The following is a 25,784-nucleotide window of genomic DNA, read 5'->3' as shown; positions in this document are numbered from 1 at the left end:
GGATGCCGGACGCATCGGACCAGGAATACGTCGAGTACGTCACGGCGCGCCTGCCGGCGCTGCGTCGGCTCGCGTACGGACTCTGCGGCGACCGCGACCAGGCCGACGACCTGGTGCAGGAGACCGCCACGCGGCTCTACCTGCGCTGGTCGCGGATCGCCGAGGTCGAGCAGCTCGACGCGTACGTCCGCACGGTGCTGGTGCGGCACTTCCTGGACATCCGGCGGCGCGGCTGGTGGCGGGTCCACCTGTTCGGCGGGCCACCCGACGTGCGGTCCACCGAGGACCGGGGCGTCGAGGAGCAGACCGTGCTGCGCGACGCCCTGGCCAAGGTGCCGCCCCGCCAGCGTGCGGTGCTGGTGCTGCGCTTCCTGCACGACCTGCCGGTGGAGGAGGTGGCCCGGACGCTGGGCTGCTCGGCCGGCACGGTGAAGAGCCAGACCTCGCACGGCCTGGCGGCGATGCGCCGGCTGCTCGGAGACCGCGAGCTGGCCGGTCGGACCGGAGAGGAGCGGTGAGCATGAGGACCGATGACGAACACGTCGCCGACCGGCTGCGGTGGCTGGACGACGAGCCCGGCGGCCCGCCCCGGATCGACCTGCCGGGGGCGATGCGGGAGGCCCGCCGGCGGCGGCGCAACCGCCGGGTGGCGGTGGCCGGGGCGGCCGTACTGGGTGTGCTGGCGGTGGCCGCGCTGCCGGCGGCACTGCGCGGGGACGGGCGGGCGGCCCCCGCGCCGGCCGCGAGCCCCAGCCCGTCGATGCCGTCGCCGGAACCGCGGCCGGCCGGCCCGTGGCAGGGGGCGTGCACGGCCACGCTGCTGCCCGTGCCCGGCGATCAACGGGCCGCGGTCACCGGCGGTGACCCGGACGGCCGGTGGCTGGTCGGCCGCCGGGCCCCGCGAGGGCCGGGTCTCCTGGATCTCGGCCTGCTGATCTGGGAGGGCGACCAGGTCCGGGAGGTCCGGCTGCCGGGCTCGATGCAGGAGTTGACGGATGTGAACCGGGCCGGGCTGGCGGTGGGTTCGTCGTTGGCGTCCGGCAACGAGTGGCGGGCGTGGGCGGTGCGCGACGGCGAGGTCATCGGTCTGCCCGTGGTGACGTCCGGCGGCGCGACGGCCGTCAACGACGCCGGCCGGATCGTCGGCTACCGCAATCTGGTTCCCGGGAAGCCCTGGATCCAACGGCCGGTGGTCTGGGACTCGTACCGGAGCCGGCCGGTCGACCTGCCACTGCCCGGTCCGCGGTGGGAGGGCACGGCCATCGGCATCGACGAGGACGGCACCATCCTGGCCGCGATGTCCGACGGGCACCCGGACAAGCCCACCCGCGCGGTGGTGTGGCGTCCGGGCGCCGCCCACCCGGAGGTGCTGCCGTTGCCGCGACTGCCCGGCGGGAAGGCGGACCGGTTCCTGCCCCTGTCGTTGGCCGGCGGCTGGGTGACCGGCACCGCCGAACGCGACACCGAGGTGGTGCCCCGGAACGGCATCCCCAGCTACCCGGTGCGGATCAATCTGCGGACCGGGCAGACGGACGTGCTGAAGGGCGTGCTCTGGTCCGGGACCGGCAACGGTCAGGGCTGGCTGGCCGGCTGGGTCTCCGACGACGTCCCCGGCGTGATCAGCGACACGAGGTCGGTGACACTGCCCGTGCCCGACGGCTGGCGCGGCAAGCGGCAGGGCGGGGTGACCAGTTTCAGCGACGACGGCCGGGTGATCGGCGGGAAGCTCGAATCCGACGATCAGGTCCGGCCGGTCCGCTGGACCTGCCGGTGACCGGTCCGGGGGCGGTCCCGCACCGCCCCCGGACCGGAGTCGTTCAGCGCAGCCGGCGGATGTCGCCGTATGCCCGGTAGAAGCCGCCCCGGCCGGCCTCCCGGACCTCGGTGACCAGGTAGCGCGCGCCCGGCTCCCGGATGCCCTTGGGGAACTGCACCGACCAGTCGCGCCGAAAGCCGTCGGAGAGCACGTGGATGCGCATCCGGCCGCCCTGCTCCACGCACTGCACCACCACACCCGCCCGGTCGTCGGTGGTGACCTCGACGCTGGTCCAGGCGGCCGGCTCGGGCAGCCGGGCCGGTGCCTTCACGTCGACCACCTCGGGCACGCTGCCCGCCTCCGCCGCGCGGATCGCCGGCTCGCTGGCGTCGATGCAGGCCAGGTAGCCGCCGGTGGTCACCACGTAGAGCCGCTCGTCGTGGTACTGCATCGAGTAGGCCGAGCCGCAGCCCGTGCCGAGCTTCCACAGCCGGTTGCCGGCCTCGTCGAAGCAGTAGATCGAGGAGGCGCTGTCGCCGGCGAAGACGTAGCGGCCGCCCTCGGCCGTGGCGCAGGAGAAGACCGCGGCGTCGCACCGGTAGGTGCGCTCGGCCCGCCCGTCCTTGCGCAGCCGCACCACCTCGCGGGTGCCGGTGCCGGCGAACACGGCGTCGCGTTCCTGCCAGCCGAAGAGCACCGCACCGGTGCGGGTGTGCCACAGCTCCCGGCCGGTCCGCCAGTCGTAGCCGGTGACCCCCTGCGAGTGGCCGTGGTAGAGGGCGTCGGTGTCGCACCGCACCATCCAGGCGGAGCGGCCCCGGCCCGGCCGGCGCCAGAGGAACTCGTCCTCGTGGTCGATCGCGGCGATGCCGCCCTCCCGGTCGGAGACGCCCAGCACACCGTCGTGGATGTCCAGCCAGTAGATGTCGATGTCGGGGGCGATCGCGTACGCCACCCGGGGCACCTTGCCGGACAGGTCGTAGACGTTGCCGTCGTCGCAGCCCGCGTAGATCCAGGCGTCGTCGGCGACGATGCACTTGACCCCGTCGGGGAGCCGGACCTGGTTGAGCACCCGGGCGTCGTGGTCGAGCGTGGTGATGACCCCGTGCTCGTTGCCCACCATGCAGGTCTGTCCGTCGATGAAGATGCCGAACGCGGGGGCGCCGGAGGCGAAGCGCCAGAGGACCGGGGCGGTGCGGGCGGTGGAGCGGGTGCTGACGATCTGCCGGCGGGAGACCGGGCGCTTCTGGCGTACGCCGGGCACCGCCGGCGCGTATCCCTTGCGGACCTTCTCGCCGATCTTCCTGGCCGCGGCGGCCCGGGCGCGGGCGTTGTCCGGGAAGCCGCTGGTCTTCACCTGGCCCTGGTCGCCGATCCGGCCGTAGCGCACGGTCAGCGTGGCGTTGTCGACCACGACCTCGTAGAACTTGTGCGCTCCACCGTCCACTTCGGACAGTTCGAGATAGGTCGTCTCCTGCGACATGAAAGCCTCCGAGGGGAATGCGCCGGACCCGGCGACAGCCCGCACAAGGTAAACCGGCCCCCCGACAGGATCGGGCGCTCGCCTACCGGCCGGAGTGGGCGAGGGCGTCGACGGCCTTGCGGGCGGCGATCAGCACCGGATCCCAGACCGGGGCGTACGGCGGCGCGTAGCCCAGGTCGAGCGCGGTCATCTCGTCCACCGTCATGTTGTTCCACAGCGCCACGGCCAGCGCGTCGATCCGTTTGGCCGCCTCGGACCAGCCGACGATCTGCGCGCCCAGCAGCCGGCCGCTGGGTCGCTCGGCGATCAGCTTCACGGTCATCGGGCGGGCGCCCGGGTAGTAGCCGGCCCGGTTGGTCGACTCGGCCAGCACGGTGACGAACTCGAAGCCGGCGGCGACGGCGTCCCGCTCGCGCAGGCCGGTCCGCCCGACCTCCAGCTCGCAGACCTTGGTCACGGCCGTGCCGATGACACCGGGGAAGGTCGCGTAGCCGCCGCCGATGTTGATGCCGGCGACCCGGCCCTGCTTGTTGGCGTGCGTGCCGAGCGGGATGTGCACCGGCATGCCGCTGACCCGGTGCAGGCTCTCCACGCAGTCGCCGGCCGCGTAGACGCCGGGCACCCCGGGCACCCGCATCCGCCGGTCGACGCGGATCGCCCCGGACGGGCCGACCGGCAGGCCGGCGGCTTCGCCGAGCGCCGTGTTCGGGCGTACGCCGAGACCCAGCACCACGACGTCGGCCGGGATCGGCCCCTCGCCGGTGACCACCGCGCTGATCCGGCCGTCCCGCTCGTCGAGGCCGGTGACCGTCAGGCCGGTGCGGATGCCGATGCCGGTGCCGCGCATCGCCTCGGCCACCAGCTCGCCCATGTCCGGGTCCACGGTGGACATCGGCTGGTCGGCCTGCTCGACCAGGTCGACCGAGAGCCCGTGGTGCAGCAGCGCCTCGGCCATCTCGACCCCGATGTAGCCGCCGCCGACCACCACCGCGCGGCGGGGCCGGGGCGCGCGTTCCAGCCAGTCCAGCAGGGCGGCGCCGTCGTCGAGGGTCTGCATGCCGAACACCCCGGCCACGCCGCCGCGCGCCCAGTGGGGCTGGATGGGGGTCGCGCCGGTGGCGTACACGAGGGTGTCGAAGCCGGTGCGGACCTCGCCGCCGCCCTCCAGGTCCCGGGCGATCACCTCGCGGCGGTCGAGGTCGATGGCGGTGACCTCGTGCCGCAGCCGGACGTCGATGTCGAACCGGTCGCGGAAGGTGGCCGGGTCGCGGGCGACGAGCTGGGCGCGGTCGGGGACCAGCCCGCTGATCCAGTAGGGGATGCCGCAGGCCGAGTAGGAGGTGAAGTGCCCCCGCTCGAAGGCGACGATCTCCAGGTCGTCGCGGCCGCGGAGGCGCCGCGCCTGGGACGCCGCCGACATTCCGGCGGCGTCCCCGCCGACGACGACCATCCGTTCCGCCACGACGCCATCCTGTCACGCGCGCCCGGGCCGGCGGGCGCGCTCAGCCGCGCGTCTGCCGGGCCACGTCCGCGACCACGTCGACCAGGTTGCCGGTGCGCGCGAACACCGCCCGCTGCCGGGCCGCGCCGCTGCCGTGCCGGCGCAGCCCGCCCAGCAGGTCGGTCACCTGGTCGAGGTCGCCGTGCCGCTCCAGTTCCGGGCGGACCCGCTCGACCAGCCCGTCCAGCAGTTCCCAGGCCGGGCGCAGCTCGCCGTCGGTCAGGTCGACGCCCTCGCCCTCCAGCCCGTCGTGGGCCGCCCGCCAGTGCGCCGCGACCAGCAGGTGGTGGTCGGTGTTGATGGCCGGCCGCCCCTCGTCGATCTCCGTCCTGGCGCTGGCCACCAGGGCCCGGACCAGGGCGGCGACCAGCACGGCGTCGTCCACGGTCGGGCAGACGTCGCCGATCCGGATCTCCACGGTGGGGTACTTGGCGGAGAGCCGGGCGTACCAGTAGAGCATTCCCTCGTCGAGCATCACGCCGCTGGCGATGAGCTGGCGGATCAGCCGCTCGTAGTGCTCGTGCGACTCGAGCCAGGGGGTGGGCGCCACCGAGGGCCAGCGCTCCCACTCGACCGAGCGCCAGCTCGCGTAGCCGGTGTCCTCGCCCCTGGCGAAGGGGGAGTTGGCGGTGACCGCGTGCAGGATCGGCAGCCAGGGCCGGACGTGGTTGAGCACCTGCACCCCGGTCTCGGCGTCCGGGACGCCGACGTGCACGTGCATGCCGTTGTTGCCGGGGCCCGGCACCAGCAGCCGGAACCGCTCGATCATCCGGTCGAAGCGGGGCTTGTCGACCACCGGCGGCACCGGCCCGTCCACGGGGCCGGTGCCGATGGCCAGCAGCCGGACGCCGGCCCGCTCGGCGGCGGCGGCCAGCTCGGCGCGGAGCATGCCCAGCGAGTGCCGGATCGAGGAGAGCTCCAGCCCCGGCGGGCTGCCGATCTCGATCTGGCTGGTCTGGAACTCCCGCTCCACCTGGCCCCGCAGCTCGGCCGGCACCTGCTCCATGACCAGGTCCACGGCGGGCACGGCGGCCCCGGTGTGCGGGTCGACGAGAAGGAACTCCTCCTCCACGCCGACTGTCAGCAGGTCGGTGCCGCCGTCCGGTGCGGCGCTCCGTTCCCGCTCCGCCACTGACCCGCTCATCCAGACCACCGTCCGCTCCGTACCGGCCGCGGCACCGTGCCGCCCGGTCGATGCCCTGTTACCCACCGTGTCGACGGGGGGAAACGCGGCGGGCGGCGTGTCGTCGGCTACGCGCCGGTTCATGTCCCCCGTTGGTGTCATCCGGCCCGACGCCGACGGGAATTCCGCCCGTGACGACCGGCCGGCCGGCGGGCCTCGACCCCCGGCGTCCCCCCTCGGCGCCACGTCGCGGACGGTGACGACCGGCGCCCCCGGGGCGCTCGCCCGAGCGATCACGTCCCGGGACGTGACAGCGGGTTCTAGAGTCGGCGTGTGCTCGGGATGCTGGTGACGGGGACGTGGGCGTACGCCCTCACCCTGCTCGCGGACCGCCCGGCCGGTCTCCTGGCCGGCGCGGCGGTGGCCGCCGCGCTGCTGCTCGCCACGCTGCTCGCGCTGCGGGTCCGGGCACTGCCCGCGCCGCCCGCCGGCCGGCTCGCCGTCGCCCTGCGGGCCCGGGCCCGGCACCGCCGGGTGCCCCGCCAGGTCGACCCGGACGCGCCGGGGCGGCCGCGTCCCCGCGCGCCCGGGCTGCGCCCCTCGGCCGCGTAGCCGTCGCACGCCGGTTCCTCCTCCGGCGGGGTCGTCGCCGCGCGGCCGGTTCCGTCGCCATCCGTCCCGCCGGGACGCGTCGTCCCGCGGGGCCTCCGGAATCGGACCGAGGGGTCTCATGCTCGCCTTCGCACCACTGCACGCCGCGGCGTCCGCCGCCGCCACTGTCGTCACCTGGCTCGCCGACACGATCGCCCCGCTCACCGGTGGGGCCGCCACGGCGGCCGCGATCGTCCTGTTCACGGTCGGGGTCCGGCTGCTGATCTCGCCGCTCAGCCTGGCCCAGGTCCGCGGGGAGCGGCGCCGCGCGGCGCTCGCCCCCGAGGTCCGCGACCTCCAGCGGCGGTACGCCGACGATCCCGGCCGCCTCCAGAGCGAGCTGTTCGCGCTCTACCGGCGGGCCGGGGCCAGCCCGGTCGCGGGCTGCCTGCCGGCCCTGCTGCAGGCGCCGTTCTTCCTGGTCATGTACCGCCTCTTCGCCACCGGTGACGGTCACCCCCGACTGCTCGACGAGACGCTCGCCGGCGTACCCCTGGGCTGGCATCTCGGCGACGGGCTCACCGGCCCGGTGGCGGCGGTCTTCGGGGTGCTGCTGGCGGTGCTGCTCGTGCTGGCCTGGTGGTCGTCCCGGCGGGCGCGCCGGGCGGCGACGGCGACCGGCACCATCGCCGGCGCGCCCACCGAGGGCCCGGGCGCCGCGGTGCTGGGCCGGCTGGTGCCGCTGCTGCCCTTCACCACGGTGCTGGTGGCGCTCGTGGTGCCGCTCGCCGCGGTGCTCTACCTGGTCACGACGACGGCGTGGACCGCGCTGGAGCAGGCGGTGCTGCGCCGCCCGCAGCCGGAAGGCATCGACGTACGTTGACAACTGTGGGGACGGGCGCGTAGAAATCGCACTCAGAGAGCGCTCTCTCCTGCCCGTCCCCGCAGAGAGGCACCCCGATGAACCCTGTCCCGGCGGCCACGGCCGCCCTCCCCGCCGTGCGCCGGTCCCGCCGGCGGCTCTCCCTGGCGGCCGCCGTGCTCGCCACCACCACCGCCCTCGCGACGGTCACGATGACCGCGCACGCCGCCGTGCCCCCGCCGCCCTCCGGCTGGAGTCTGGTCTGGAGCGACGACTTCACCGGCGCGGCCGGCACCCTGCCCTCCTCCGCCAACTGGATCATCGACACCGGCACCAGCTACCCGGGCGGCCCGGGCAACTGGGGCACCGGTGAGATCCAGACCTACACCTCCAGCACCGCGAACCTCGCCCACGACGGGGCCGGCAACCTGCGGATCACCCCGATCAAGGACGCCGCCGGCCGGTGGACCTCGGCCCGGATCGAGACGGTCCGCGCCAACTTCAAGCCGCCCGCCGGGGGAGTGCTGGCCCTGGAGGGCCGAATCCAGATGCCGAACGTGACCGGCGCCCAGGCCGCCGGCTACTGGCCGGCCTTCTGGGCGCTCGGCTCGCCCTACCGGGGCAACTACCAGAACTGGCCGGGCATCGGCGAGTTCGACATCATGGAGAACGTCAACGGGATCAACTCGGTCTGGGGCGTGCTGCACTGCGGCGTCGCCCCGGGCGGGCCCTGCAACGAGTTCAACGGCATCGGCGCCTCCCGCGCCTGCCCGGGCAGCACCTGCCAGTCCGCGTTCCACACCTACCGCTTCGAGTGGGACGCCTCGGTCAGCCCCCAGCAGCTGCGCTGGTACGTCGACGGCCAGCTCTTCCACACCGTGAGCCAGAACCAGGTCGGCGAGCCGTACTGGGGTCAGATGACCAACCACGGCGGCTACTTCATGCTGCTCAACGTGGCCATGGGCGGCGGCTTCCCGGACGGGGTGGCCGGCTCCGCCACGCCCACCGCGTCGACCGTCTCCGGTCGGCCCATGCTTGTCGACTACGTGGCCGCGTATACCCGTGGTGGCGGCGGCACGCCGTCGCCGACCCCGACCACGCCGCCGCCCGGCGGGGTGGTGGACGCGTACGCGACCATCCAGGCCGAGGCGTTCACCGGCCAGAACGGGGTGCAGGTGGAGTCGTGCAGCGAGGGCGGCCAGGACATCGGCTGGCTGGCCAACGGCGACTGGGCCCGCTACGACAACGTGGAGTTCGGCGCCACGCCGCCGAGGGACTTCGTGGCCCGGGTCGCCTCCGGGGCGCCGGCCGGGGTGAGCGGGCTCGTGCAGGTCCGGGTGGACAGCCCCACCAACCCGCCGATCGGCAGCTTCGCGGTGGCCGACACCGGCGGCTGGCAGAGCTGGCGCTCGGTGCCCGGCAACGTCGGCGCGGTCACCGGCCGGCACACCGTCTACCTGACCTTCAGCAGCGGCCAGCCGGCCGACTTCGTCAACGTCAACTGGTTCACCTTCCGCCGCTGAGCGGCCGGGCCGGGGGTCTCCGCGGAGATCCCCGGCCGGCCTCTGGACAGAAACAGTTAACAGTCTTAATAATGAGCGCACGTCGACGGTCGTAAATGCCCACCCTCCACCACAACGGTCCCTGGAGGACGCCGTGAGACTTCGCTCCACCCGCGTGGCGACGTTCGCCGCCGCGCTCGCCGCCGCCCTGGTCGCGGGCACCGTGCTGGCCGCACCGCCCGCCTCCGCCGCCACCGCCGCCTTCGTGCGCACCACCACCTGGGACACCGGGTACGAGGGCAAGTTCACCGTCACCAACAACACCTCGACCGGCATCTCCTCGTGGAACGTGCAGTTCGACCTGCCCGCCGGCAGCACCCTGGGCTCGTTCTGGGACGCCCGGCTGACCACCTCCGGGCAGCACGTCACCGCGGTGAACCAGTCCTGGAACGGCACCCTCGCACCGGGCGCCAGCACGACCTTCGGCTTCAACGTCAACGGCACCGGCAACCCGACCAACTGCACGGTCAACGGCGGCTCGTGCACCGGCGGTGGCGGCCCGGGCGCCCCGGCCACACCGGGGGGCCTCCGGGTCACCGGCACCACCAACACCTCGATCTCGCTGGCCTGGAGCGCCGTCTCCGGCACGGTCACCGGCTACCGCGTCTACGAGGGCGGCACCGTGAAGGCCACCGTCACCGGCACCTCGGCCACGATCTCCGGGCTCGGCACCTGCACGGGGCACAGCTACACGGTGGCCGCGTACAACAGCAGTGGGGAGTCGGCGAAGTCGGCGGCGGTGTCCGCCACCACCACGGGCTGCACCGGCGGCGGTGGCGTGATGGCCGCCGCGCCCTACCTCTACCCGGGCTGGGGTGACCCGCCCGCGCCGTCCACGGTGATGGGCGCGACCGGGATCAAGTGGTTCACCATCGCGTTCGTGCTCTCCGGCGGCGGCTGCACCCCGGCCTGGGACGGCAGCGGCCCGCTCACCGGCGGCACGCACGCCAGCACCATCGCCGCGATCAAGGCGGCCGGCGGCGACGTCATCCCGTCCTTCGGCGGCTGGAGCGGCAACAAGCTCGGCCCGAACTGCTCCTCGGCCAGCGCGCTGGCCGGTGCCTATCAGCAGGTCATCAACGCCTACAACCTCAAGGCGATCGACATCGACATCGAGAACAGCGACGAGTTCGAGAACGAGGTGGTGCAGGACCGGATCCTGGACGCCCTGAAGATCGTCAAGCAGAACAACCCGGGGATCAAGACGATCGTCACCTTCGGCACCTCGACCACCGGGCCGTCGTACTACGGCACCCGGCTGATCAACCAGGCCGCCGCGAAGGGCGCCAACATCGATGTCTTCACCATCATGCCGTTCGACTTCGGCGGCGGCGCGAACATGTACCAGAGCACGGTCAACGCCGCCGAGGGCCTGAAGAACGCGCTCAAGACGGCCTTCGGCTGGTCCGACGCCACCGCCTACGCCCACATGGGCCTCTCCGGGATGAACGGCCTCTCCGACCAGCAGGAGCTGACCTCTCCGGCGACCTGGACACAGATCCGGGACTGGGCCAAGGCCCGCGGGCTCGCCCGGTTCACCTTCTGGTCGGTCAACCGGGACCGGCCCTGCCCGGGCGGCGGGGTGGTCTCCAACTGCTCCGGCATCGCCCAGAACACCTGGGAGTTCACCACCATCACCGCGGGATTCTGATCCCGCGCCGCGGTCAGCGCCCGGCGGTCACCGACTGCCGGGCGCGCCGCCGGCGTACCTTCTTGACCACCCAGCTGACGATCATCACGGCGAAGACCGCGAAGATCGCGTAGTTGAACCAGTCGCTGTACTGGTTGACCTGTTCCCAGCGCGAGCCGAGGGCGAAACCGGCCCCGACGATCAGCGCGTTCCACACCCCGCTGCCCAGTGTGGTGAGCAGGATGAACTCGCCCAGCGGCATGCGGTTCGCGCCGGCCGGCACGGAGACCAGGCTGCGCACCACCGGCACCACCCGGCCGATGAGCACCGCCCATCGGCCGTGCCGTTCGAACCAGCGGTCGGCCTTCTCCAGGTCCTCCCGGTCCACCAGCGGGATGTGGTCCAGCCAGCGCTTCAGCCGCTCCTCGCCGAGCGCCGCGCCGAGCCAGTAGAGGACCAGCGCGCCGAGCAGCGAGCCGACCGTCGCGGCCAGCACGATCAGCACCACGTTGAACCGGCCCTCGGCGGCGAGGTAACCCGCCATGGCCAGCACGACCTCGCTCGGGATCGGCGGGACGATGCTCTCCAGGGCGACCAGCAGGGCCACTCCCACCGCGCCGAACGAGTCGATCACGCTCGCCACCCAGCCGGTCAGCCCGGTGAACTGGTGCGGGTCGACGTTCTGGGCGAGTGCCATGGGGATCCTTCCGCGGTGCCGGGGATCCGTAACCGGTACCCCGGCCGCCGCCGGTCACACCTGCCCGTGACCGGCCCCACGGAGGGCTCAGTCCTCGGGGTGCAACGCGGCGTCCGCCGGGCCGTGCCGCCAGCCGGTGAAGCGGACCACCAGGCCGCCCCGGCTGGGCGAGCAGCAGTACGGCCCGGCCGCCGCCTCGGCCTCCGGAGCCAGCGGGGCGACCCGGACCAGCCGCCACGGCTCGGCCGCCACCCGCGCGCGGACGGTCAGCGCGTCCCCGGCCCGGCTGACCCGGACCGTGACGTCCCGCCCCGACCACTCCGGCACCGGCGCCACCGACCAGTCGGACCGCTCGTCGGTGACCACCGCGCCGACCTGCGGCTGCCCGTCGCTGACCTCCACGCCGGCCTTGGTCCACCGCCGCTCGTCCACCCGGACCAGCACGCCGGCCTGGTCGAACTGGGCCGCATAGTCCAGCCGGAAGCTCACCTCCACGGCACTGTCCACGGGGAACGGGGCGAGCAGCGCGGAGCCGTCGTCGTGCACGAAGCCGTAGCTGGTCCGCCGCCAGAAGTCGCTGCCCCCGCGCGGCTCCACCAGCAGCTCGTCGCCGGCCGGGTCGGCCCGCTCCGGCGGGTTCAGCCAGGTGCCGGCGGACCAGTCGAGGGCGTGGTTGTCGGCGCTCATCCCGGCACCGTACCGGCCGGACGGGCCGGGCGTGGGTTTGCCGCGGTCGGCAACCGGAGAAGTAAACCGGGCATGGGTGACAGGTGGTATCAGGAGGCGGTGGTCTACTGCCTCGACGTTGACACGTTCGCCGACTCCGACGGCGACGGGGTGGGTGACTTCCGTGGCCTGATCGGCCGGCTCGACTACCTCGCCCGGCTCGGGGTGACCTGCCTCTGGCTGCACCCGATCCACCCGTCGCCGAACCGGGACGACGGCTACGACGTCACCGACTTCTACAACGTGAGCCCGAGGCTGGGCACCCTCGGTGACTTCGCCGAACTGCTGCACCAGGCGCGGAACCGCGGCATCCGGGTGATCATCGACCTGGTGGTCAACCACACCTCGGACGAGCACCCCTGGTTCCAGTCCGCCCGGTCCTCGCCCGACTCGCCCTACCGCAACTGGTACGTGTGGAGCGACGAGGCGCCGCCGGACCGGCACCAGGGCATGGTCTTCCCGGGCGAGCAGAACGAGACCTGGAGCTACGACCGGACCGCGAAGTCCTGGTACTACCACCGCTTCTACAAGTTCCAGCCGGACCTGAACGTGGCCAATCCCGCGGTCCGTGCCGAGATCAAGAAGATCATGTCGTTCTGGCTCCAGCTCGGCGTCTCCGGCTTCCGGATGGACGCGGTCCCGTTCATCATCGAGCTGACCGAGCCCGGCAACCCGGACTCGCCCAAGGACCTGGACTTCCTCACCGAGCTGCGCCAGCACGTGCAGTGGCGCCGGGGCGACGCGGTCCTGCTGGCGGAGGCGAACGTCGAGCCGGACCAGCTCCCGGTCTACTTCGGCGACAGCGGCGGCTCGGCGAACCGCATCCACATGCTCTTCGACTTCATGATGAACGGGCGGCTCATGCTGGCCCTGGCCCGGCAGGATCCGGAGCCGGTGATCGAGGCGCTGCGGGACACCCCGGCCCTCCCCGAGGGCGGGCAGTGGACCACCTTCCTGCGCAACCACGACGAGATCGACCTGTCCCGGCTCACCGCCGAACAGCGCAACCAGGTGTACGAGCAGTTCGGCCCGGACGAGGACATGCGCCTCTACGGCCGGGGCATCCGTCGCCGGCTCGCCTCGATGCTCGGCAACGACCGCCGCCGCATCGAGCTGGCGTACGCGCTCCAGTTCTCGCTGCGCGGCACGCCGGTGCTGCGCTACGGCGAGGAGATCGGGATGGGCGAGGACCTGTCGCTGCCCGGGCGGGAGGCGATCCGCACCCCGATGCAGTGGTCGTACAAGGAGAACGGCGGCTTCTCCACGGCCGACCCGGACAAGCTGGTCCGCCCAGCGATCGACAAGGGCGAGTACGGCTACCAGAAGGTCAACGTGACCGCCCAGCGCAAGGATCCGAGGTCGCTGCTGGGCTGGTTCGAGCGGATGATCCGTACCCTCCGGGAGGCCCCGGAGATCGGCTCGGGGAGCACCAGCCACATCGACGTGCCGATGCCGCCCGGTGTGCTGGCGCACCGGGCGGACGGGCCGACCGGGACGATGGTCTTCCTGCACAACCTCGGCACCGAGGACGCCGAGGTCGACCTGAGCGTCCTCGCCCCGGAGGCCGACCTGCCGATCGACGTGCTGACCGACCGCAACTACGAGGAGGTCGGCAAGCTGGACCGGCTGAAGCTCGCCGGCTACGGCTACCGGTGGATCCGCATCTGCCGGGGCAGCGGCATCTGACGGCGCACCTGGGCGTTAAGCTCCTTCGATCGAGCCCAAGTTACCGGGAGGTAATCATGTCGGAGGAGCCCCGCGTCGCCATCGTGACCGGAGCCGCGCGCGGCATCGGCGCGGCCACCGCCCGACGGCTGGCCGCCGACGGCATGGCCGTCGCCGTGGTCGACATCGACGAGTCGGCGACCAAGGAGACCGTGGACGCCATCGCCGCGGCGGGCGGGCGTGCACTCGGCGTGGGCGCCGACGTGTCCGACCGCGCCCAGGTCGAGGCCGCCGTGGAGCGGGTCGCCGCCGAGCTGGGCGCGCCGACCGTGCTGGTCAACAACGCCGGTGTGCTCCGCGACAACCTGCTGTTCAAGATGACCGACGCCGACTGGGACACCGTCATGGGCGTCCACCTGCGCGGCGCGTTCCTGTTCAGCCAGGCCGCCCAGAGGCACATGGTCGAGCGGAAGTGGGGCCGGATCGTCAACCTCTCCAGCACCTCGGCGCTGGGCAACCGGGGCCAGGCGAACTACTCGGCCGCCAAGGCGGGCCTCCAGGGCTTCACCAAGACGCTCGCCATCGAGCTGGGCCCGTTCGGGGTGACCGTCAACGCCGTCGCGCCGGGCTTCATCGTCACCGACATGACCGCCGCCACCGCGGCCCGGATGAAGGTCGACTTCGCGGCGCTCCAGCAGCACGCCGCCGCCGAGATCCCGGTGCGCCGCACCGGCCGCCCGGAGGACGTCGCGCACACCATCTCGTTCCTGGCCAGCGAGGGCGCGTCCTTCGTCTCCGGCCAGGTCATCTACGTGGCCGGCGGCCCCAAGGACTGACCCGTGCCGCCCGGCACGGCCCCGTCAGGCGGGGTCGTGCCGGGTGCGCCAGAGCCAGAACAGGCCGAGCACCGGCAGCACCAGCGGGATGTAGCCGTAGCCGCTGCCGAAGCCCGACCAGACCGTCTCGTCGGGGAACAGCTCCTTGTCGGCCAGGCTGAGGATGCCGACGCCGACCACCCCGACCAGCTCCACCGAGCAGCAGGCCAACGCGACCCGGCGGCCGGTGTGCCCGGCCCGGGCCAGCCCGACCGCCGCCACGATGTAGATGAGCGCGGCGAGCGCGGAGAGCAGGTACGCCACCGGCGCCTCGTCGAACTTCGTGGCGATCTGGAGCCCGGCCCGCGAGGTCGCGGCGATGGCGAAGAGGATGTAGACCGCGATCAGCAGCCGGCCCGGCCCCCGGTTCGTCGCCCGCTGCTCAGCCACCGACGACCTCCCAGGTCTGCTGCAACCGGACCACCACGACCGGGGTGACCAGGCAGACGGCGCAGACGATCGCCGAGCCCCACCGGGTCGGCTCCATCCGGGCCAGCACCCAGGCCAGCGGCGGCAGGCACACCAGCGTCACCAGGTAGCCGAAGAACGCTCCGGGCTCGCCCGGCCGTTCGCCGCCACCGAGCGCCACCAGCGCCACCACGGCGAGCGCCAGCAGGGCCACCTCCACCACGGCCAGGCCGACGAACTGGAGCCGGTCCGGCGCGCGGTGGCGGACCGCCGCCACCAGGGCCCAGACCGCGACGAGGAGCGACAGCACGATCGCGGCCGTCGCGAGGATCCCGTCCACCGGCGAGCCGGCCGCCGCGGCGGTGGTCATCGACGCCGTCCCGGCGCAGTCGAGTTCACCGGCACAGCCTACTAACTCTCGTAGTAGCCACCGTCGACGGCTCTCCGACGGGGTCGCGGCGCGCCGACCGGGCCGGACGACTAGCGTGAATCACGGCTACCGGCGTACGCCGTGGCGCAGGAGCGACAGCAGGGGGTCCGTGGTGCGGTTCGGCTTGTTCGGCACGGGTCACTGGGCGGCGGAGACGCACGCCGCGGCCATCGACGCGCACCCGCGGGCCGAGCTGGCCGGGGTCTGGGGGCGTGACCCGGGCAAGGCGGGCGCGCTGGCCACCCGGCACGGCGTACCGGTCTTCGAGGACGTCGACGAGCTGCTGGCCGCCTGCGACGCGATCGCCGTGGCGCTGCCGCCGGACGTGCAGGCCGAGATCGCCGTCCGGGCCGCCACCGCGGGGCGGCACCTGCTGCTGGACAAGCCGCTCGCGCTGAACCTCGCCGACGCCGACCGGGTGGTCGCCGCCGCGGAGGCGTCCGGGGTGGCCTCGGTCGTGTTCTTCACCCAGCGGTTCCACCCGAACGTCACCGGCTTCCTCGCCTCGACGGCGGCGGCCGGCGGCTGGCAGCACGCCCGGGGCACCATGTTCGCCTCGATCTACCAGCCCGGGAACCCGTACGGGAACTCGCAGTGGCGGCGCGACCGGGGCGCGCTCTGGGACATCGGCCCGCATGCGCTGTCGCTGATCCTGCCGGTGCTCGGCCGGGTCACGCGGGTCGCCGCCGCGGACGGCCCGAGCGGCCTGGTGCACCTGCTGCTCACCCACGACGGCGGCGCCACCAGCTCGCTCTCGCTCACCCTCGACGCGCCGGCCGAGGCGGTCACCCGGGACTTCGTCTTCTTCGGCGAGAACGGCATCGAGACCGTCCCGCCCGGCGACGGCAGCGTGCTCCAGGCGTTCGGCACGGCCATCGACCAGCTCCTGGAGGAGGTCGAGGCCGGCACTCGCGACCACCGCTGCGACGTCCGGTTCGGGCGCGAGGTGGTGGCGGTGCTCGACGCGGCCGAGACGGCCCGCAGCCGGCGGTGCAGCGTCGACCTCTGACGGTTATTCCGTCGCGGGCCGGCCGGGCCGCCGCTAGCCTGGCCGCATGTTCACGCATGCCCTGATCGACGTGGCCGTCGCGCCGGCCACGCGGGGGCTCCTTCCGGTCGCCCGCCCGCGGGTCCGGCGCCCGGCCCTGGCCGGCCGGGACGCCCACCGCGCCTGACCTGACCGTCCGCACCGCCGGCCCCTGACCGGGCCGGCCGCCGCCGGCTGCCCGGTGCGCCTCCGCCCACCCCGATCCGGGGTGTGCCGTCGCGTCCCCGCCGAACCTCCAGGGTCGTCCGAGTCCCGATCCGCTCGGACAGGCCCGCCTCCGCGCCGCCTGTCCGTTCCCGTCGCCGTCCGGCGACAGACAGGACGATCTCCGTGGCGCCCCGCCGAACCACCGCACGCGACCGGTTCCGTCGCGTACTGTCCCAGAACTTCCTCGCCGACCCGGCCGCCGTGGCGCGGATGGTCCGGGCGGCCCGCCCCGGCCCGGACGACCTGCTGCTGGAGGTGGGCGCCGGGCGCGGCCGGCTGACCCGGCCGCTCGCCGCCCGGTGCGGCCGGCTGGTCGCGTACGAGGTGGACCCGGCCGTGCTGCCGGAGCTGGCCGCGGCCTGCGCGGACCTGCCGCACGTCGCGGTCCGGGCGGCCGACTTCCTGACCGCTGTCCCGCCCGGAGAGCCGTTCGCGGTGGTCGGCAACATCCCCTGGTCGCTGACCGCGGCCGTGGTCCGGTGGTGCCTGGCTGCGCCCGGCCTGCGCTCGGCCACCCTGCTCACCCAGCTCGACTACGCCCGCAAGCGCACCGGCGACGACGGCCGCTGGAGCCGCCTCACCGTGCTCACCTGGCCCGAGCACCACTGGCGGCTTGCCGGCCGGGTGTCCCGGGGTGCGTTCCGGCCGGTCCCCGCCGCCGACGGGGGCATCCTCCGGCTGGACCGCCGCCCGGAGCCGCTGCTGCCGGCGGCGGCGCTGCCCGCGTACCGGCGGATGGTGGAGCTGGGCTTCGGCGGAGTCGGCGGCTCGCTGGCCGCCTCGCTGCGGACCGGTCACCCGCGCCGGCGGGTCGACGGGGCGTTGCGGGCGGCCCGGCTCGCCCCGGACACCCCGGTCGGGCTGGTCTGGCCCGAGCAGTGGCTGGTGCTGTTCCGGCTGCTGCACGCCGTGGACCCCGGGCGGGCCGTGCGGTGAGCGGTTCAGACCAGGGTGTTGAGTGCCTCGCCCAGCTCGGCGGGGGTGTCGAACTCCTCCGCCGGCAGCGCCTTGAGCATCTGCAACATCTCGGTGCTGGCGCCGTTCTCCTGGCCCCAGCGGACCAGGTCCGCACGGGAGACCGGGTAGTCGAGCCCGGCCAGGAACTCCTGCAACTGCACCCCGGTGACGGTCATGCCGGCGGGCTACCCGCTGCGCCGGGCGCCATGCCCGCCGGCCTGACCGTTTGCCCGGACGGGTCCCGGGTAGCCGCTCGCATGCTGGTACAGCGGCTCGGCGCGCCGAGCGACTTCGACCCGCTGCTGGAACGCGTCCGGGACGCGCGGATCGTCATGATCGGCGAGGCGACGCACGGCAGCTACGACTACTACCGGCTGCGCGAGCAACTGACCCGGCGGCTCATCGCCGAGCAGGGCTTCGACTTCGTCGCGGTGGAGGGGGACTGGCCGGACTGCGACCGGGTGAACTGCTCGGTGGTGGGCGCACCGGGCGCGCTGGCCGATCCGCAGACCGCGCTGGAACGGTTCGAGCGCTGGCCGACCTGGATGTGGGCCAACGCCGAGGTGACCCGGTTCTGCCGCTGGCTGCGGGCGTGGAACCTGGAACGCCCCGAGGGGGAGCGGGCGGGTTTCCACGGGCTGGACGTCTACAGCCTCTGGGAGTCGATGCAGGCCATCTTCGACTACCTGGGCGAGGAGGACCCGGCCTCCCTGGAGGCGGCGCAGGAGGCGTACCGGTGCTTCGAGCCGTACGGCAAGCGGGTCGAGGACTACGGGACGGCCAGCCGGTTCGTCTCGGCCCGGTGCGAGGAGGAGGTCGTCCGGCTGCTCGCGCGTACCCGGGAACAGGCCGCCACCGACGGCGCGGACCGCTTCGCGGCCTGGCAGAACGCGGAGGTGGTGGCCGGCGCCGAGCGCTACTACCGGGCCATGGTGGGCGGCGGCCCGGAGTCCTGGAACATCCGCGACATCCACATGGCCGACACACTGGACCGGCTGCTCGACCGCTACGGCCCGCAGGCGCGCGGGATCGTCTGGGCGCACAACACCCACGTCGGCGACGCGCGCGCCACCGACATGGCGGCGGACGGGTTGGTGAACATCGGCCAGCTCGGCCGGGAACGGCACGGCCGGGACGCGGTGGCGCTGGTCGGCTTCGGCAGCTACCGGGGCACGGTGGTCGCCGCGCCGCGCTGGGGCTCGCCGGCCGAGGCCATGGTGGTGCCGCCGGCCCGTGAGAGCTCGGTGGAACGGCGGCTGCACGAGCTGATGCCGGAGCGTGCGGTGCTGGTCTTCGGCGGCGAGGACCAGCCGGAGTGGGTGACCGCGGCGACCGACCACCGGGCCATCGGGGTGGTCTACGACCCGAGCTTCGAGGCCTGGGGCAACTACGTGCCGACGCGCCTGGGCGAGCGCTACGACGCGTTCATCTGGTGCGACGAGGCGACCGCGCTGCACCCGTTGCCGGCGCCGGCCGCCCCCGGCGAGATGGAGACCTACCCGGCCGGCGTCTGACACCGGCCGGGCAGGTCCGCGTCACACCTGGGCGTGCTCGCGCTCGGCGAGGTGGGCGCGCAGGCCCTCGCCCTCGACGTCCACGTTGGGCAGCACCCTGCCGAGCCAACGCGGAAGCCACCAGGCGGCGTTGTTCAGCAGCGACATCACCGCCGGGACGATGGTCATCCGGACCACGAACGCGTCGATGGCGACACCGATCGCGAGCGCGAAGCCCATCGACTTGATGACCGGGTCCTCCAGGAAGACGAAGCCACCGAACACCGAGATCATGATCAGCGCGGCCGCGGTGACCACCCGGGCGCCGTGCCCCATGCCGTTGATGGTGGCCTGACGCGCGGTGTCGCCGTGCACGAAGTCCTCGCGCATCCTGGACACCAGGAAGACCTCGTAGTCCATGGCCAGGCCGAACAGGATGCCGATGAGCAGGATCGGCAGGAAGCTGACCAGCGGGCCCGGGGTGTCCAGCCCGACCAGGTCGGCGAGGTGGCCCTGCTGGAAGACCGCGACCGTGATGCCGAAGGTGGCCGCCACGGTGAGCAGGAAGCCCAGCGCCGCCTTGACCGGCACGAGGATCGACCGGAACACCAGCATGAGCAGCAGCACCGACAGCCCCACCACGAGCAGCAGGTAGACCGGGAGCGCGTCGGAGAGCTTCTCCGACACGTCGATGCCGATCGCCGTGACGCCGGTGAGCATCACCTCGGCGTTCTGGATGCCGCCGACCTGCGCGCGGATGTCGTGGACCAGCGTCTCGGTGTCCGCGTCGGTCGGCCCGGTCTTCGGGATCACCCCGAGCAGCGCGGTGCGGCCGGTCTGGTCGACCTGCGGCGGGGCCACCGCCAGCACCCCGTCGGTCTTCTGGATCAGCGCGGTGACCTGCGGTAGTGCGGCCTGGGTGGCCTGCGGCGAGTCGGCGGTGACGACGACCGCGAGGCGGCCGGTGAAGCCCGGACCGAAGCCCTCCCGGATCAGGTCGTTGTTGACCCGCGCGGGGCTGCCCTCGGCGGCGGTGGCGGCGTCCGGCAGGGCCAGCCGCATGTCCTGCGCCGGGATGGCGAGCAGGCCGAGGCCGAGCAGGCCGACCAGGATCACCGGGATGCGGAACCTGGTCACCCAGTGCGCCCAGCGGAACCCGAAGCCCGACCGGTCCTCAGAGCCGGTGCCCGGGTCCTCGACCGCCCTGTGGTCGCGCAGCTTGCGGGGGAGCACCTTGCGCCCGGCGAAGCCGAGCAGGGCCGGGGCGAGGGTGATCGCCACCAGCACGGCCACGGTGACGGTGCCGGCGGCGGCCAGGCCCATCACGGTGAGGAACGGGATGCCCACCACGGCCAGGCCGGCGAGCGCGACCACCACGGTGGCGCCGGCGAAGACCACGGCGGAGCCGGCCGTGCCGACCGCCCGGCCCACCGCCTCCTCGGGGGAGAGGCCGTCGAGCAGGTTCTGCCGGTGCCGGGAGGTGATGAACAGTGAGTAGTCGATGCCGACCGCGAGGCCGAGCATCAGGGCCAGGATCGGTGCCGTGCTGGTCAGCTCGACCGCGCCGCTGAGCGCGTACAGGCCGGCCATGCCGACGCCGACGCCGATCAGCGCGTTCAGCATGGTCATGCCCGCCGCGACCAGCGAGCCGAAGGTGACGATCAGGACGATCGCCGCGACAAGCACGCCGAGCGCCTCGGTGGAGCCGACCTCCGGCTCGGCGTTCAGCACCTCACCGCCGGGGGCGATCTGCCAGCCCTGGGCCTCGGCCTGCGCGCCGACCTTCTCGTACGCGTCGCGCTGGGCGTCGGTCACGTCGTCGGCCCGGCCCTGGAACTGCACCTGGATCAGCGCGTACCGGCCGTCCGGGGTGAGCGCCTGCGCCTGGTACGGGTCGACCGCGCCGACCACCCCGGGCAGCGTGGCCGCCTCCTGAGTGACCTGCTTGACGATGGCCTGCCCCTCGGGCGTGGTGAGCTGACCGGCCTGGGGCGCCTTCACCGCGATGGTGCCGGTCGCGCCGCTGGCCGCCGGGAACCGGTCGGCGAGCAGGTCGATCGCCTTCTGCGACTCGGTGCCCGGCATGGTGAAGTTGCTCGCCGTCGGGCCCTTCAGGGTGGCCGCGGCGAGGCCGAGGCCGACGAGTACGACGAGCCACACGACGGCGACGAGTCGCCGTCGGCGCAACGATGCCCGGCCGAGCCGGTACAGCAGGGTCGCCATGGGTTTCCTTGTCCTCGGGGTCGGAACGGGGATCAGGTGACGGGTTCGAGGGCCCGCCGGACCACGGCCAGCAGGGCGGGCCGCAGTTCCTCGTCGGGGATGTCGATGAACTCGGCGCACGTCTCGGCGATGCCGGCGAGCACCACGAGCGCGGCGATCCGTGCGGAGGGCCGGTCGGAGTTGCCGGCGAAGGCCGCGATGAGCCGTTCGGAGATCTGCTGGACGTGCGCGAAGGCGGGCTGCTGGAGCAGGTCGGGGAACTCTCCCCGGAGCAGCGCGATCTGCCGCCGGAAGCGCACCGCCAGGTCGACGAAGCCCTCGCCGGCGATCTCCTGCGCTTCCGCGCCGGTGGTGCCGGCGAGGCGGGCGTCGAGGGCCTCCAGCACCGCGATGGCAGGTGCCATCAGCTCACTGAGCAGCGCTTCCTTGTTGGCGAAGTGGTAGAGCACGGTCGCCTTCGAGCAGCCCACCGCACGGGCGATGTCCTGGAGTGAGGTGCCCTTGTAGCCGGTGACGGCGAAGCGCCGCGCCGCCGCTGCGAGGATCTCGCCGTGGGTCTCCGGTACCGCTCGTGCCATGCCCTCCAGCATGCCTGACCGATCGGTCAGGGTCTGACCGATCGGTCAGACGGATTGGGTGGCCTTCGCCACAGCGGCGCTCAGCCGACCGGTGCCCCATGCTCCCGGTCGTACGCCGCCCGCGCCGCGCTGATCCCCTCGCGGTGCCGTTCCGCCCAGCGGGTGAGCGCCACCAGCGACTCGTAGAGCTCCTGTGCCATCGGGGTGGCCGTGTACTCGACCCGGGGCGGCACGGTGGGGTGTACGTGCCGGTCCAGCAGGCCGTCCCGCTCCAGGTTGCGCAGGGTCAGCGTGAGCATGCGGCGGCTGATCCCCTCCACCTGGCGCTCCAGCTCGGTGAAGCGGATCGGGCCCTGGGAGGCGGCGATGAGGATGCCGATGCTCCACTTGCCGCCGACACGGTCCAGCGCCTCCCGCACGGTGCAGGCCCGCGCCTGGTCACCCTGGATGGTCACACACCTGTTCCCCTGGGACATGAAAGTGCCTCCTTCCGCTCGGCCTCATGGTCACAGACGATGGCCTCAGTAACAAACCGTGCACCAAGGAGGCGTTCCACAATGACGGGGACCAACCGCTGGCCCGCGCTGCTCGTGCTCTGCGCCGGCAGCCTGATGATCATCCTGGACGGCAGCATCGTGGCCGTGGCGCTGCCCGCTGTCCAGTCCGACCTCGGCTTCCCGGCCGCCGGACTGGCCTGGGTGGTGAACGCGTACCTGGTGGCCTTCGGCGGGCTGCTGCTCCTGGCCGGGCGGCTCGGCGACCTGCTCGGGCGGCGGCAGGTCTTCCTGGTCGGGGTCGCCCTGTTCACCCTCGCCTCACTGCTCTGCGCGGTGGCCGCCGGACCGGGGACCCTGGTCGCCGCCCGGTTCGCGCAGGGCGTCGGAGGTGCGCTCACCACCGCGGTCAGCCTCGGCATGATCGTGCGGATCTTCCCCGAGCCGGCCGAGCGGGCCCGCGCCATCGCCGTCTTCAGCTTCACCGGCGCGGCCGGCGCCTCGCTCGGGCTGCTGGTCGGGGGAGTACTCACCGACCTGGCCGGCTGGCGGTCGATCTTCCTGATCAACCTGCCGATCGGGGTGGCCATCGTGGCCGGCGCCGTACGCCTGATCGCGCCGGACCGCGGCGCCGGGCTCCGAGCCGGGCTGGACCTGCTCGGGGCGGTGCTGGCCACGGCCGGGCTGATGGCCGCGGTGCTGGCCATCGTGGGCGCCGGCGAGCACGGCTGGGTCGCGCCCCGCACCCTCGGCGCCGGTGCGCTCGCCGCGGCGCTGCTCGCCGGTTTCGCCGCCCGGCAGCGGCGCGCCGCCACCCCGCTGCTGCCGCCCCGGGTGCTGCGCGCGCCCGGCCTGGTCGCCGCGAATGCCACCCAGTTCCTCATGGTCGCCGCCTACTTCGGCTTCCAGTTCCTGCTCGCCCTGCACCTGCAACTCGTCCTCGGGCTGGACCCGGCCGCCACCGGCTTCGCCTTCCTGCCCACCCCGCTGGCCATCGCGGCCGTCTCGCTGGGGCTGGCCGGGCGGCTGGTCGCACGGTTCGGTGCCCGGACCGTGCTGGTCAGCGGGCTGGCGCTCGCGGTGGTCGGGTTCCTGCTGCTGGCCCGCCTCCCGGTGGACGCCCGCTACGCCGCCGACGTGCTCCCGGCGCTGCTGGTCTTCGGCGTCGCGGGTGGGCTCACCCTGCCGGCGGTCACCACCCTGGCCATGGCCGGGGCGGAGCCGGCCGACGCCGGACTCGCCTCCGGGCTGGCGAACACCACCCAGCAGGTCGGCGGGGCGCTCGGGCTGGCCGTGCTGGCCACCCTGGCGGCGAGCCGCACGGAGGCGCTGCGCGCCACCGGCACCGACCAGGTCGCCGCCCTCGCCGCCGGCTACCGGTCCGCCTTCGCGGTCGCCGCCGGCCTGGTGGCAGCCGCCCTCCTGGTCGCCCTCGTCACCGCCCGCCGTCCCGCCCCCGCCGCGCTTGCCGCGCCTGCCAGCCCCGCTGCGCCCACCTCGCGGGTGCGCTGAGCAGATCTTGGCGAGTTTCCGTTCCTCACGAACGGAAACTCGCCAAGATCGGCAGGGGCGGAGCCGGAGGAGATCCAGGACGTGGTGCGGGAGGTCCCCATCGCCCGCTACCAACTTGATGTCGTGGACGAATCAGCCGGCCCGGCCGGGCGGATGGGCTCGGCCGGGCGGTGCGGACTCGGCCGGGTGGATTCGGTCCGGCGGTGCCGACCGGGTCGGGTGGATCCCGCCCCGGGGGACTGATGCGGACGGATCCGGGCCGCGCGATCAGGACTGGACCGGCGGATTCGGGATGACGGCATCGACTGGGCCGGACGGACTTGGCCGCGCGGTGGAGATTCGGTCGGGCGGCGGTTTCAGCCGGCGGGGCCGGACGGGCAGGGCTGGCCGGGTCGAGCGGGTCCGTGGCGGTTGGTGGGTGCGATGAGTCGTTGGCGACATCAAGTTCGTAGTCGGCCACGAGCTACACCAGGCCCGCAGCGGTGAGCGGCTCCGCCGATGGTGCGGCGCGCGGTGTCGGTCAGGCGCCCAGGTCGTGCAGCACCCGAGCCAGGAGGTCCACGGCGGAGGGGTAGGCGTGCGCGGGCGGGTGGGCATAGCCGACCACCAGGCCGGGCGCCCCGCCCGCCGGGTCGTGCCGGTGCGGTGCCAGCCCGCCGACGGCGAGCCCGCGCGCGGCGGCCGCGGCCAGCACCTCCGCCTCGGGCGGGCTGTCCGCTCGCAGGTGGATGGTGGCGTGCAGGCCGGCCGCCACCCCGTCCAGGTCCGACCGGCGGCCCAGCCGCGCCAGGAGCAGGTCCCGCCGCTGGCGGTAGCGGCGCCGGACGGTGCGGACCTGCCGGTCGTACCCGTGGCCGTCGATCAGCTCGGCGAGGGCGAGCTGGCCGATCGTCTCGCTCTGGAGGTCGAGGTGGCGCTTGGCCTCCACCACCGGCTCCACCAGCCGCGCCGGCAGCACCAGCCAGGCCAGGCGCAGCGCCGGACCGAGCGTCTTGGCCGCCGTGCCGACGTACGCGACCTGCTCCGGTGCGGTGCCCTGGACGGAGCCGACGGGCTGCCGGTCGTAGCGGAACTCGCCGTCGTAGTCGTCCTCGATCACCAGGCCGCCGGTGGACCGGGCCCACTCGGTCAGTGCGTGCCGGCGCGCCGGGTGCAGGGTCACCCCGGTGGGGAACTGGTGCGCCGGGGTCACCACGGCGGCGCCCACCCGGGCCAGCGGTCCGGTGCCGAGCAGGTCGGTGCGCGCGCCGAGCCCGTCCACGGGCAGCGGCAGCACGGTGCCGCCGTGCCGGCGGACCACGTCGCGGTGGAAGGCGAGCCCGGGGTCCTCCATGGCCAGCGTGGGCGTGCCGGCGTCCCGGAGCACGCCGGTGAGCAGCACGAGGGCCTGGACGTAGCCGGTGGTGACCACGATCCGTTCCGGGTCGGCCAGCACGCCGCGGGCCCGCCCCAGGTAGCCGGCGAGCGACCGGCGCAGCTCCGGCCGGCCACGCGGGTCGCCGTAGCCGTACGCCTCGGCGGGTGCCACGGCCAGCGCGCGGCGGGTGGCCCGCAGCCAGGCGGTGACCGGGAAGAGGCCGACGTCGGGGCTGCCGGGGCGCAGGTCGTACCGGAAGGCCGGCAGCCCGGGCGGCGGAGCGGCCGGCGGCGGCACGGCCGCGCGCAGCGCGCTGACCTCGGTGCCCGCGCCGATCCGGGCGACCAGCCAGCCCTCGGCGACCAGCTGGTCGTAGGCGGCGCTCACGGTGCCCCGGGACAGGCCCAGCTCGGCGGCGAGGGTGCGGGTGGCCGGCAGCCGGGTGGCGGGCGGGAGCCGGCCGTCGCGGATGGCGTCCCGCAGCGCCCGTTCCAGCCCGGCCCGCCGGCCACCGGTGATGTCCAGCTCCAGATGCAGGTCGACGCCGAGATCGGCCCAGTCCGTCGGCACGGAATTGGAGCTTACGGGCGGGCCGCCGGGCCGGCG

At 73.9% G+C, this 25,784-nt stretch carries 24 protein-coding genes; 12 read left to right on the top strand and 12 right to left on the bottom strand.

The genetic code is table 11. From position 1 onward, the window contains the following. Positions 1-2 precede the first annotated feature (2 nt). Both ABZW14_RS31125 and ABZW14_RS31120 read left to right on the top strand, forming a co-directional pair. Complete coding sequence (locus ABZW14_RS31125; RefSeq protein WP_355353696.1) at positions 3-518, top strand: SigE family RNA polymerase sigma factor; 516 nt, start codon at positions 3-5, stop codon at positions 516-518. Between the two features lie 2 nt (positions 519-520). After that, complete coding sequence (locus tag ABZW14_RS31120; RefSeq protein ID WP_355353693.1) at positions 521-1,774, top strand: hypothetical protein; 1,254 nt, start codon at positions 521-523, stop codon at positions 1,772-1,774. Between the two features lie 43 nt (positions 1,775-1,817). Here ABZW14_RS31120 and ABZW14_RS31115 read toward each other — a convergent pair whose 3' ends face one another. The 3 genes from ABZW14_RS31115 to ABZW14_RS31105 all read right to left on the bottom strand — a co-directional run bounded on the left by ABZW14_RS31115 (position 1,818) and on the right by ABZW14_RS31105 (position 5,893). Beyond that, the gene (locus ABZW14_RS31115; RefSeq protein ID WP_355353690.1) at positions 1,818-3,239 is read right to left on the bottom strand and encodes a WGR domain-containing protein; all 1,422 of its coding nucleotides are present in this window, start codon (positions 3,237-3,239) and stop codon (positions 1,818-1,820) included. A gap of 82 nt (positions 3,240-3,321) precedes the next feature. After that, positions 3,322-4,701, bottom strand: a complete 1,380-nt coding sequence (locus tag ABZW14_RS31110; RefSeq protein WP_355353687.1) for an FAD-dependent oxidoreductase — start codon at positions 4,699-4,701, stop codon at positions 3,322-3,324. Between the two features lie 40 nt (positions 4,702-4,741). Next, positions 4,742-5,893 (bottom strand): glutamate--cysteine ligase, encoded by a 1,152-nt coding sequence (locus tag ABZW14_RS31105; protein ID WP_355353684.1) that lies wholly within the window; start codon positions 5,891-5,893, stop codon positions 4,742-4,744. Positions 5,894-6,205: 312 nt separating this feature from the next. On the opposite strand from ABZW14_RS31105, the gene ABZW14_RS31100 reads away from it, so the two are divergent. From ABZW14_RS31100 to ABZW14_RS31085, 4 genes are all read left to right on the top strand, one after another. Then, positions 6,206-6,475 (top strand): DUF6412 domain-containing protein, encoded by a 270-nt coding sequence (locus ABZW14_RS31100; protein WP_355353723.1) that lies wholly within the window; start codon positions 6,206-6,208, stop codon positions 6,473-6,475. A gap of 118 nt (positions 6,476-6,593) precedes the next feature. Then, on the top strand, positions 6,594-7,337 hold the full coding sequence (locus ABZW14_RS31095; protein WP_355353681.1) for a membrane protein insertase YidC: 744 nt from the start codon (positions 6,594-6,596) through the stop codon (positions 7,335-7,337). Between the two features lie 77 nt (positions 7,338-7,414). Next, positions 7,415-8,839 (top strand): carbohydrate-binding protein, encoded by a 1,425-nt coding sequence (locus ABZW14_RS31090; protein WP_355353678.1) that lies wholly within the window; start codon positions 7,415-7,417, stop codon positions 8,837-8,839. Positions 8,840-8,972: 133 nt separating this feature from the next. Further along, positions 8,973-10,529 (top strand): cellulose binding domain-containing protein, encoded by a 1,557-nt coding sequence (locus ABZW14_RS31085; RefSeq protein ID WP_355353675.1) that lies wholly within the window; start codon positions 8,973-8,975, stop codon positions 10,527-10,529. A gap of 13 nt (positions 10,530-10,542) precedes the next feature. On the opposite strand, the gene ABZW14_RS31080 is transcribed toward ABZW14_RS31085, so the two are convergent. Further along, a complete protein-coding gene (locus ABZW14_RS31080) occupies positions 10,543-11,205 on the bottom strand; it encodes a DedA family protein (RefSeq protein WP_355353672.1) in 663 nt (220 codons plus the stop codon). Positions 11,206-11,292: 87 nt separating this feature from the next. Further along, entirely contained in the window at positions 11,293-11,892 is a 600-nt protein-coding gene (locus ABZW14_RS31075) for a DUF1349 domain-containing protein (protein ID WP_355353669.1), read from the bottom strand. Positions 11,893-11,964: 72 nt separating this feature from the next. Here ABZW14_RS31075 and ABZW14_RS31070 point away from each other — a divergent pair, with 72 nt between their 5' ends. Next, positions 11,965-13,617 (top strand): alpha-amylase family protein, encoded by a 1,653-nt coding sequence (locus ABZW14_RS31070; RefSeq protein ID WP_355353666.1) that lies wholly within the window; start codon positions 11,965-11,967, stop codon positions 13,615-13,617. A gap of 56 nt (positions 13,618-13,673) precedes the next feature. Next, positions 13,674-14,432 (top strand): 3-oxoacyl-ACP reductase FabG, encoded by a 759-nt coding sequence (fabG, locus tag ABZW14_RS31065; protein ID WP_355353663.1) that lies wholly within the window; start codon positions 13,674-13,676, stop codon positions 14,430-14,432. A gap of 24 nt (positions 14,433-14,456) precedes the next feature. On the opposite strand, the gene ABZW14_RS31060 is transcribed toward fabG, so the two are convergent. Next, positions 14,457-14,861: a hypothetical protein gene (locus tag ABZW14_RS31060; RefSeq protein WP_148430358.1), complete on the bottom strand. Its 405-nt coding sequence runs from the start codon at positions 14,859-14,861 to the stop codon at positions 14,457-14,459. Further along, entirely contained in the window at positions 14,854-15,249 is a 396-nt protein-coding gene (locus tag ABZW14_RS31055; RefSeq protein WP_355353660.1) for a hypothetical protein, read from the bottom strand. The genes ABZW14_RS31060 and ABZW14_RS31055 overlap by 8 nt, the downstream gene beginning before the upstream one ends. Before the next feature lie 169 nt (positions 15,250-15,418). Between ABZW14_RS31055 and ABZW14_RS31050 the strand changes: the two genes are divergently transcribed. Further along, positions 15,419-16,318, top strand: coding sequence for a Gfo/Idh/MocA family oxidoreductase (locus tag ABZW14_RS31050; protein ID WP_355353657.1), 900 nt, complete (start codon positions 15,419-15,421; stop codon positions 16,316-16,318). Between the two features lie 369 nt (positions 16,319-16,687). Then, entirely contained in the window at positions 16,688-17,500 is an 813-nt protein-coding gene (erm, locus tag ABZW14_RS31045) for an ErmE/ErmH/ErmO/ErmR family 23S rRNA (adenine(2058)-N(6))-methyltransferase (protein ID WP_355353654.1), read from the top strand. Between the two features lie 5 nt (positions 17,501-17,505). Here erm and ABZW14_RS31040 read toward each other — a convergent pair whose 3' ends face one another. After that, entirely contained in the window at positions 17,506-17,697 is a 192-nt protein-coding gene (locus ABZW14_RS31040) for a DUF2795 domain-containing protein (RefSeq protein ID WP_355353651.1), read from the bottom strand. An 81-nt stretch (positions 17,698-17,778) separates the two neighbouring features. Here ABZW14_RS31040 and ABZW14_RS31035 point away from each other — a divergent pair, with 81 nt between their 5' ends. After that, positions 17,779-19,035, top strand: a complete 1,257-nt coding sequence (locus ABZW14_RS31035) for an erythromycin esterase family protein (RefSeq protein ID WP_355353648.1) — start codon at positions 17,779-17,781, stop codon at positions 19,033-19,035. 21 nt (positions 19,036-19,056) lie between these two features. Here ABZW14_RS31035 and ABZW14_RS31030 read toward each other — a convergent pair whose 3' ends face one another. From ABZW14_RS31030 to ABZW14_RS31020, 3 genes are all read right to left on the bottom strand, one after another. Beyond that, the gene (locus tag ABZW14_RS31030) at positions 19,057-21,237 is read right to left on the bottom strand and encodes an MMPL family transporter (protein ID WP_355353645.1); all 2,181 of its coding nucleotides are present in this window, start codon (positions 21,235-21,237) and stop codon (positions 19,057-19,059) included. A 32-nt stretch (positions 21,238-21,269) separates the two neighbouring features. After that, positions 21,270-21,815: a helix-turn-helix domain-containing protein gene (locus ABZW14_RS31025; protein WP_355353642.1), complete on the bottom strand. Its 546-nt coding sequence runs from the start codon at positions 21,813-21,815 to the stop codon at positions 21,270-21,272. Positions 21,816-21,895: 80 nt separating this feature from the next. Further along, positions 21,896-22,291: a helix-turn-helix domain-containing protein gene (locus ABZW14_RS31020; RefSeq protein WP_355353639.1), complete on the bottom strand. Its 396-nt coding sequence runs from the start codon at positions 22,289-22,291 to the stop codon at positions 21,896-21,898. Between the two features lie 81 nt (positions 22,292-22,372). Here ABZW14_RS31020 and ABZW14_RS31015 point away from each other — a divergent pair, with 81 nt between their 5' ends. Further along, on the top strand, positions 22,373-23,821 hold the full coding sequence (locus tag ABZW14_RS31015; protein ID WP_355353636.1) for an MFS transporter: 1,449 nt from the start codon (positions 22,373-22,375) through the stop codon (positions 23,819-23,821). Between the two features lie 520 nt (positions 23,822-24,341). On the opposite strand, the gene ABZW14_RS31010 is transcribed toward ABZW14_RS31015, so the two are convergent. Next, positions 24,342-25,748, bottom strand: coding sequence for a PLP-dependent aminotransferase family protein (locus tag ABZW14_RS31010; RefSeq protein WP_355353633.1), 1,407 nt, complete (start codon positions 25,746-25,748; stop codon positions 24,342-24,344). Positions 25,749-25,784 lie beyond the last annotated feature (36 nt).

It is taken from the genome of Micromonospora sp. NPDC004551 (assembly GCF_040609975.1).
In the GTDB taxonomy this organism is placed as follows: Bacteria; Actinomycetota; Actinomycetes; order Mycobacteriales; family Micromonosporaceae; genus Micromonospora.
This window is presented reverse-complemented; position numbering and strand designations above follow the sequence as displayed.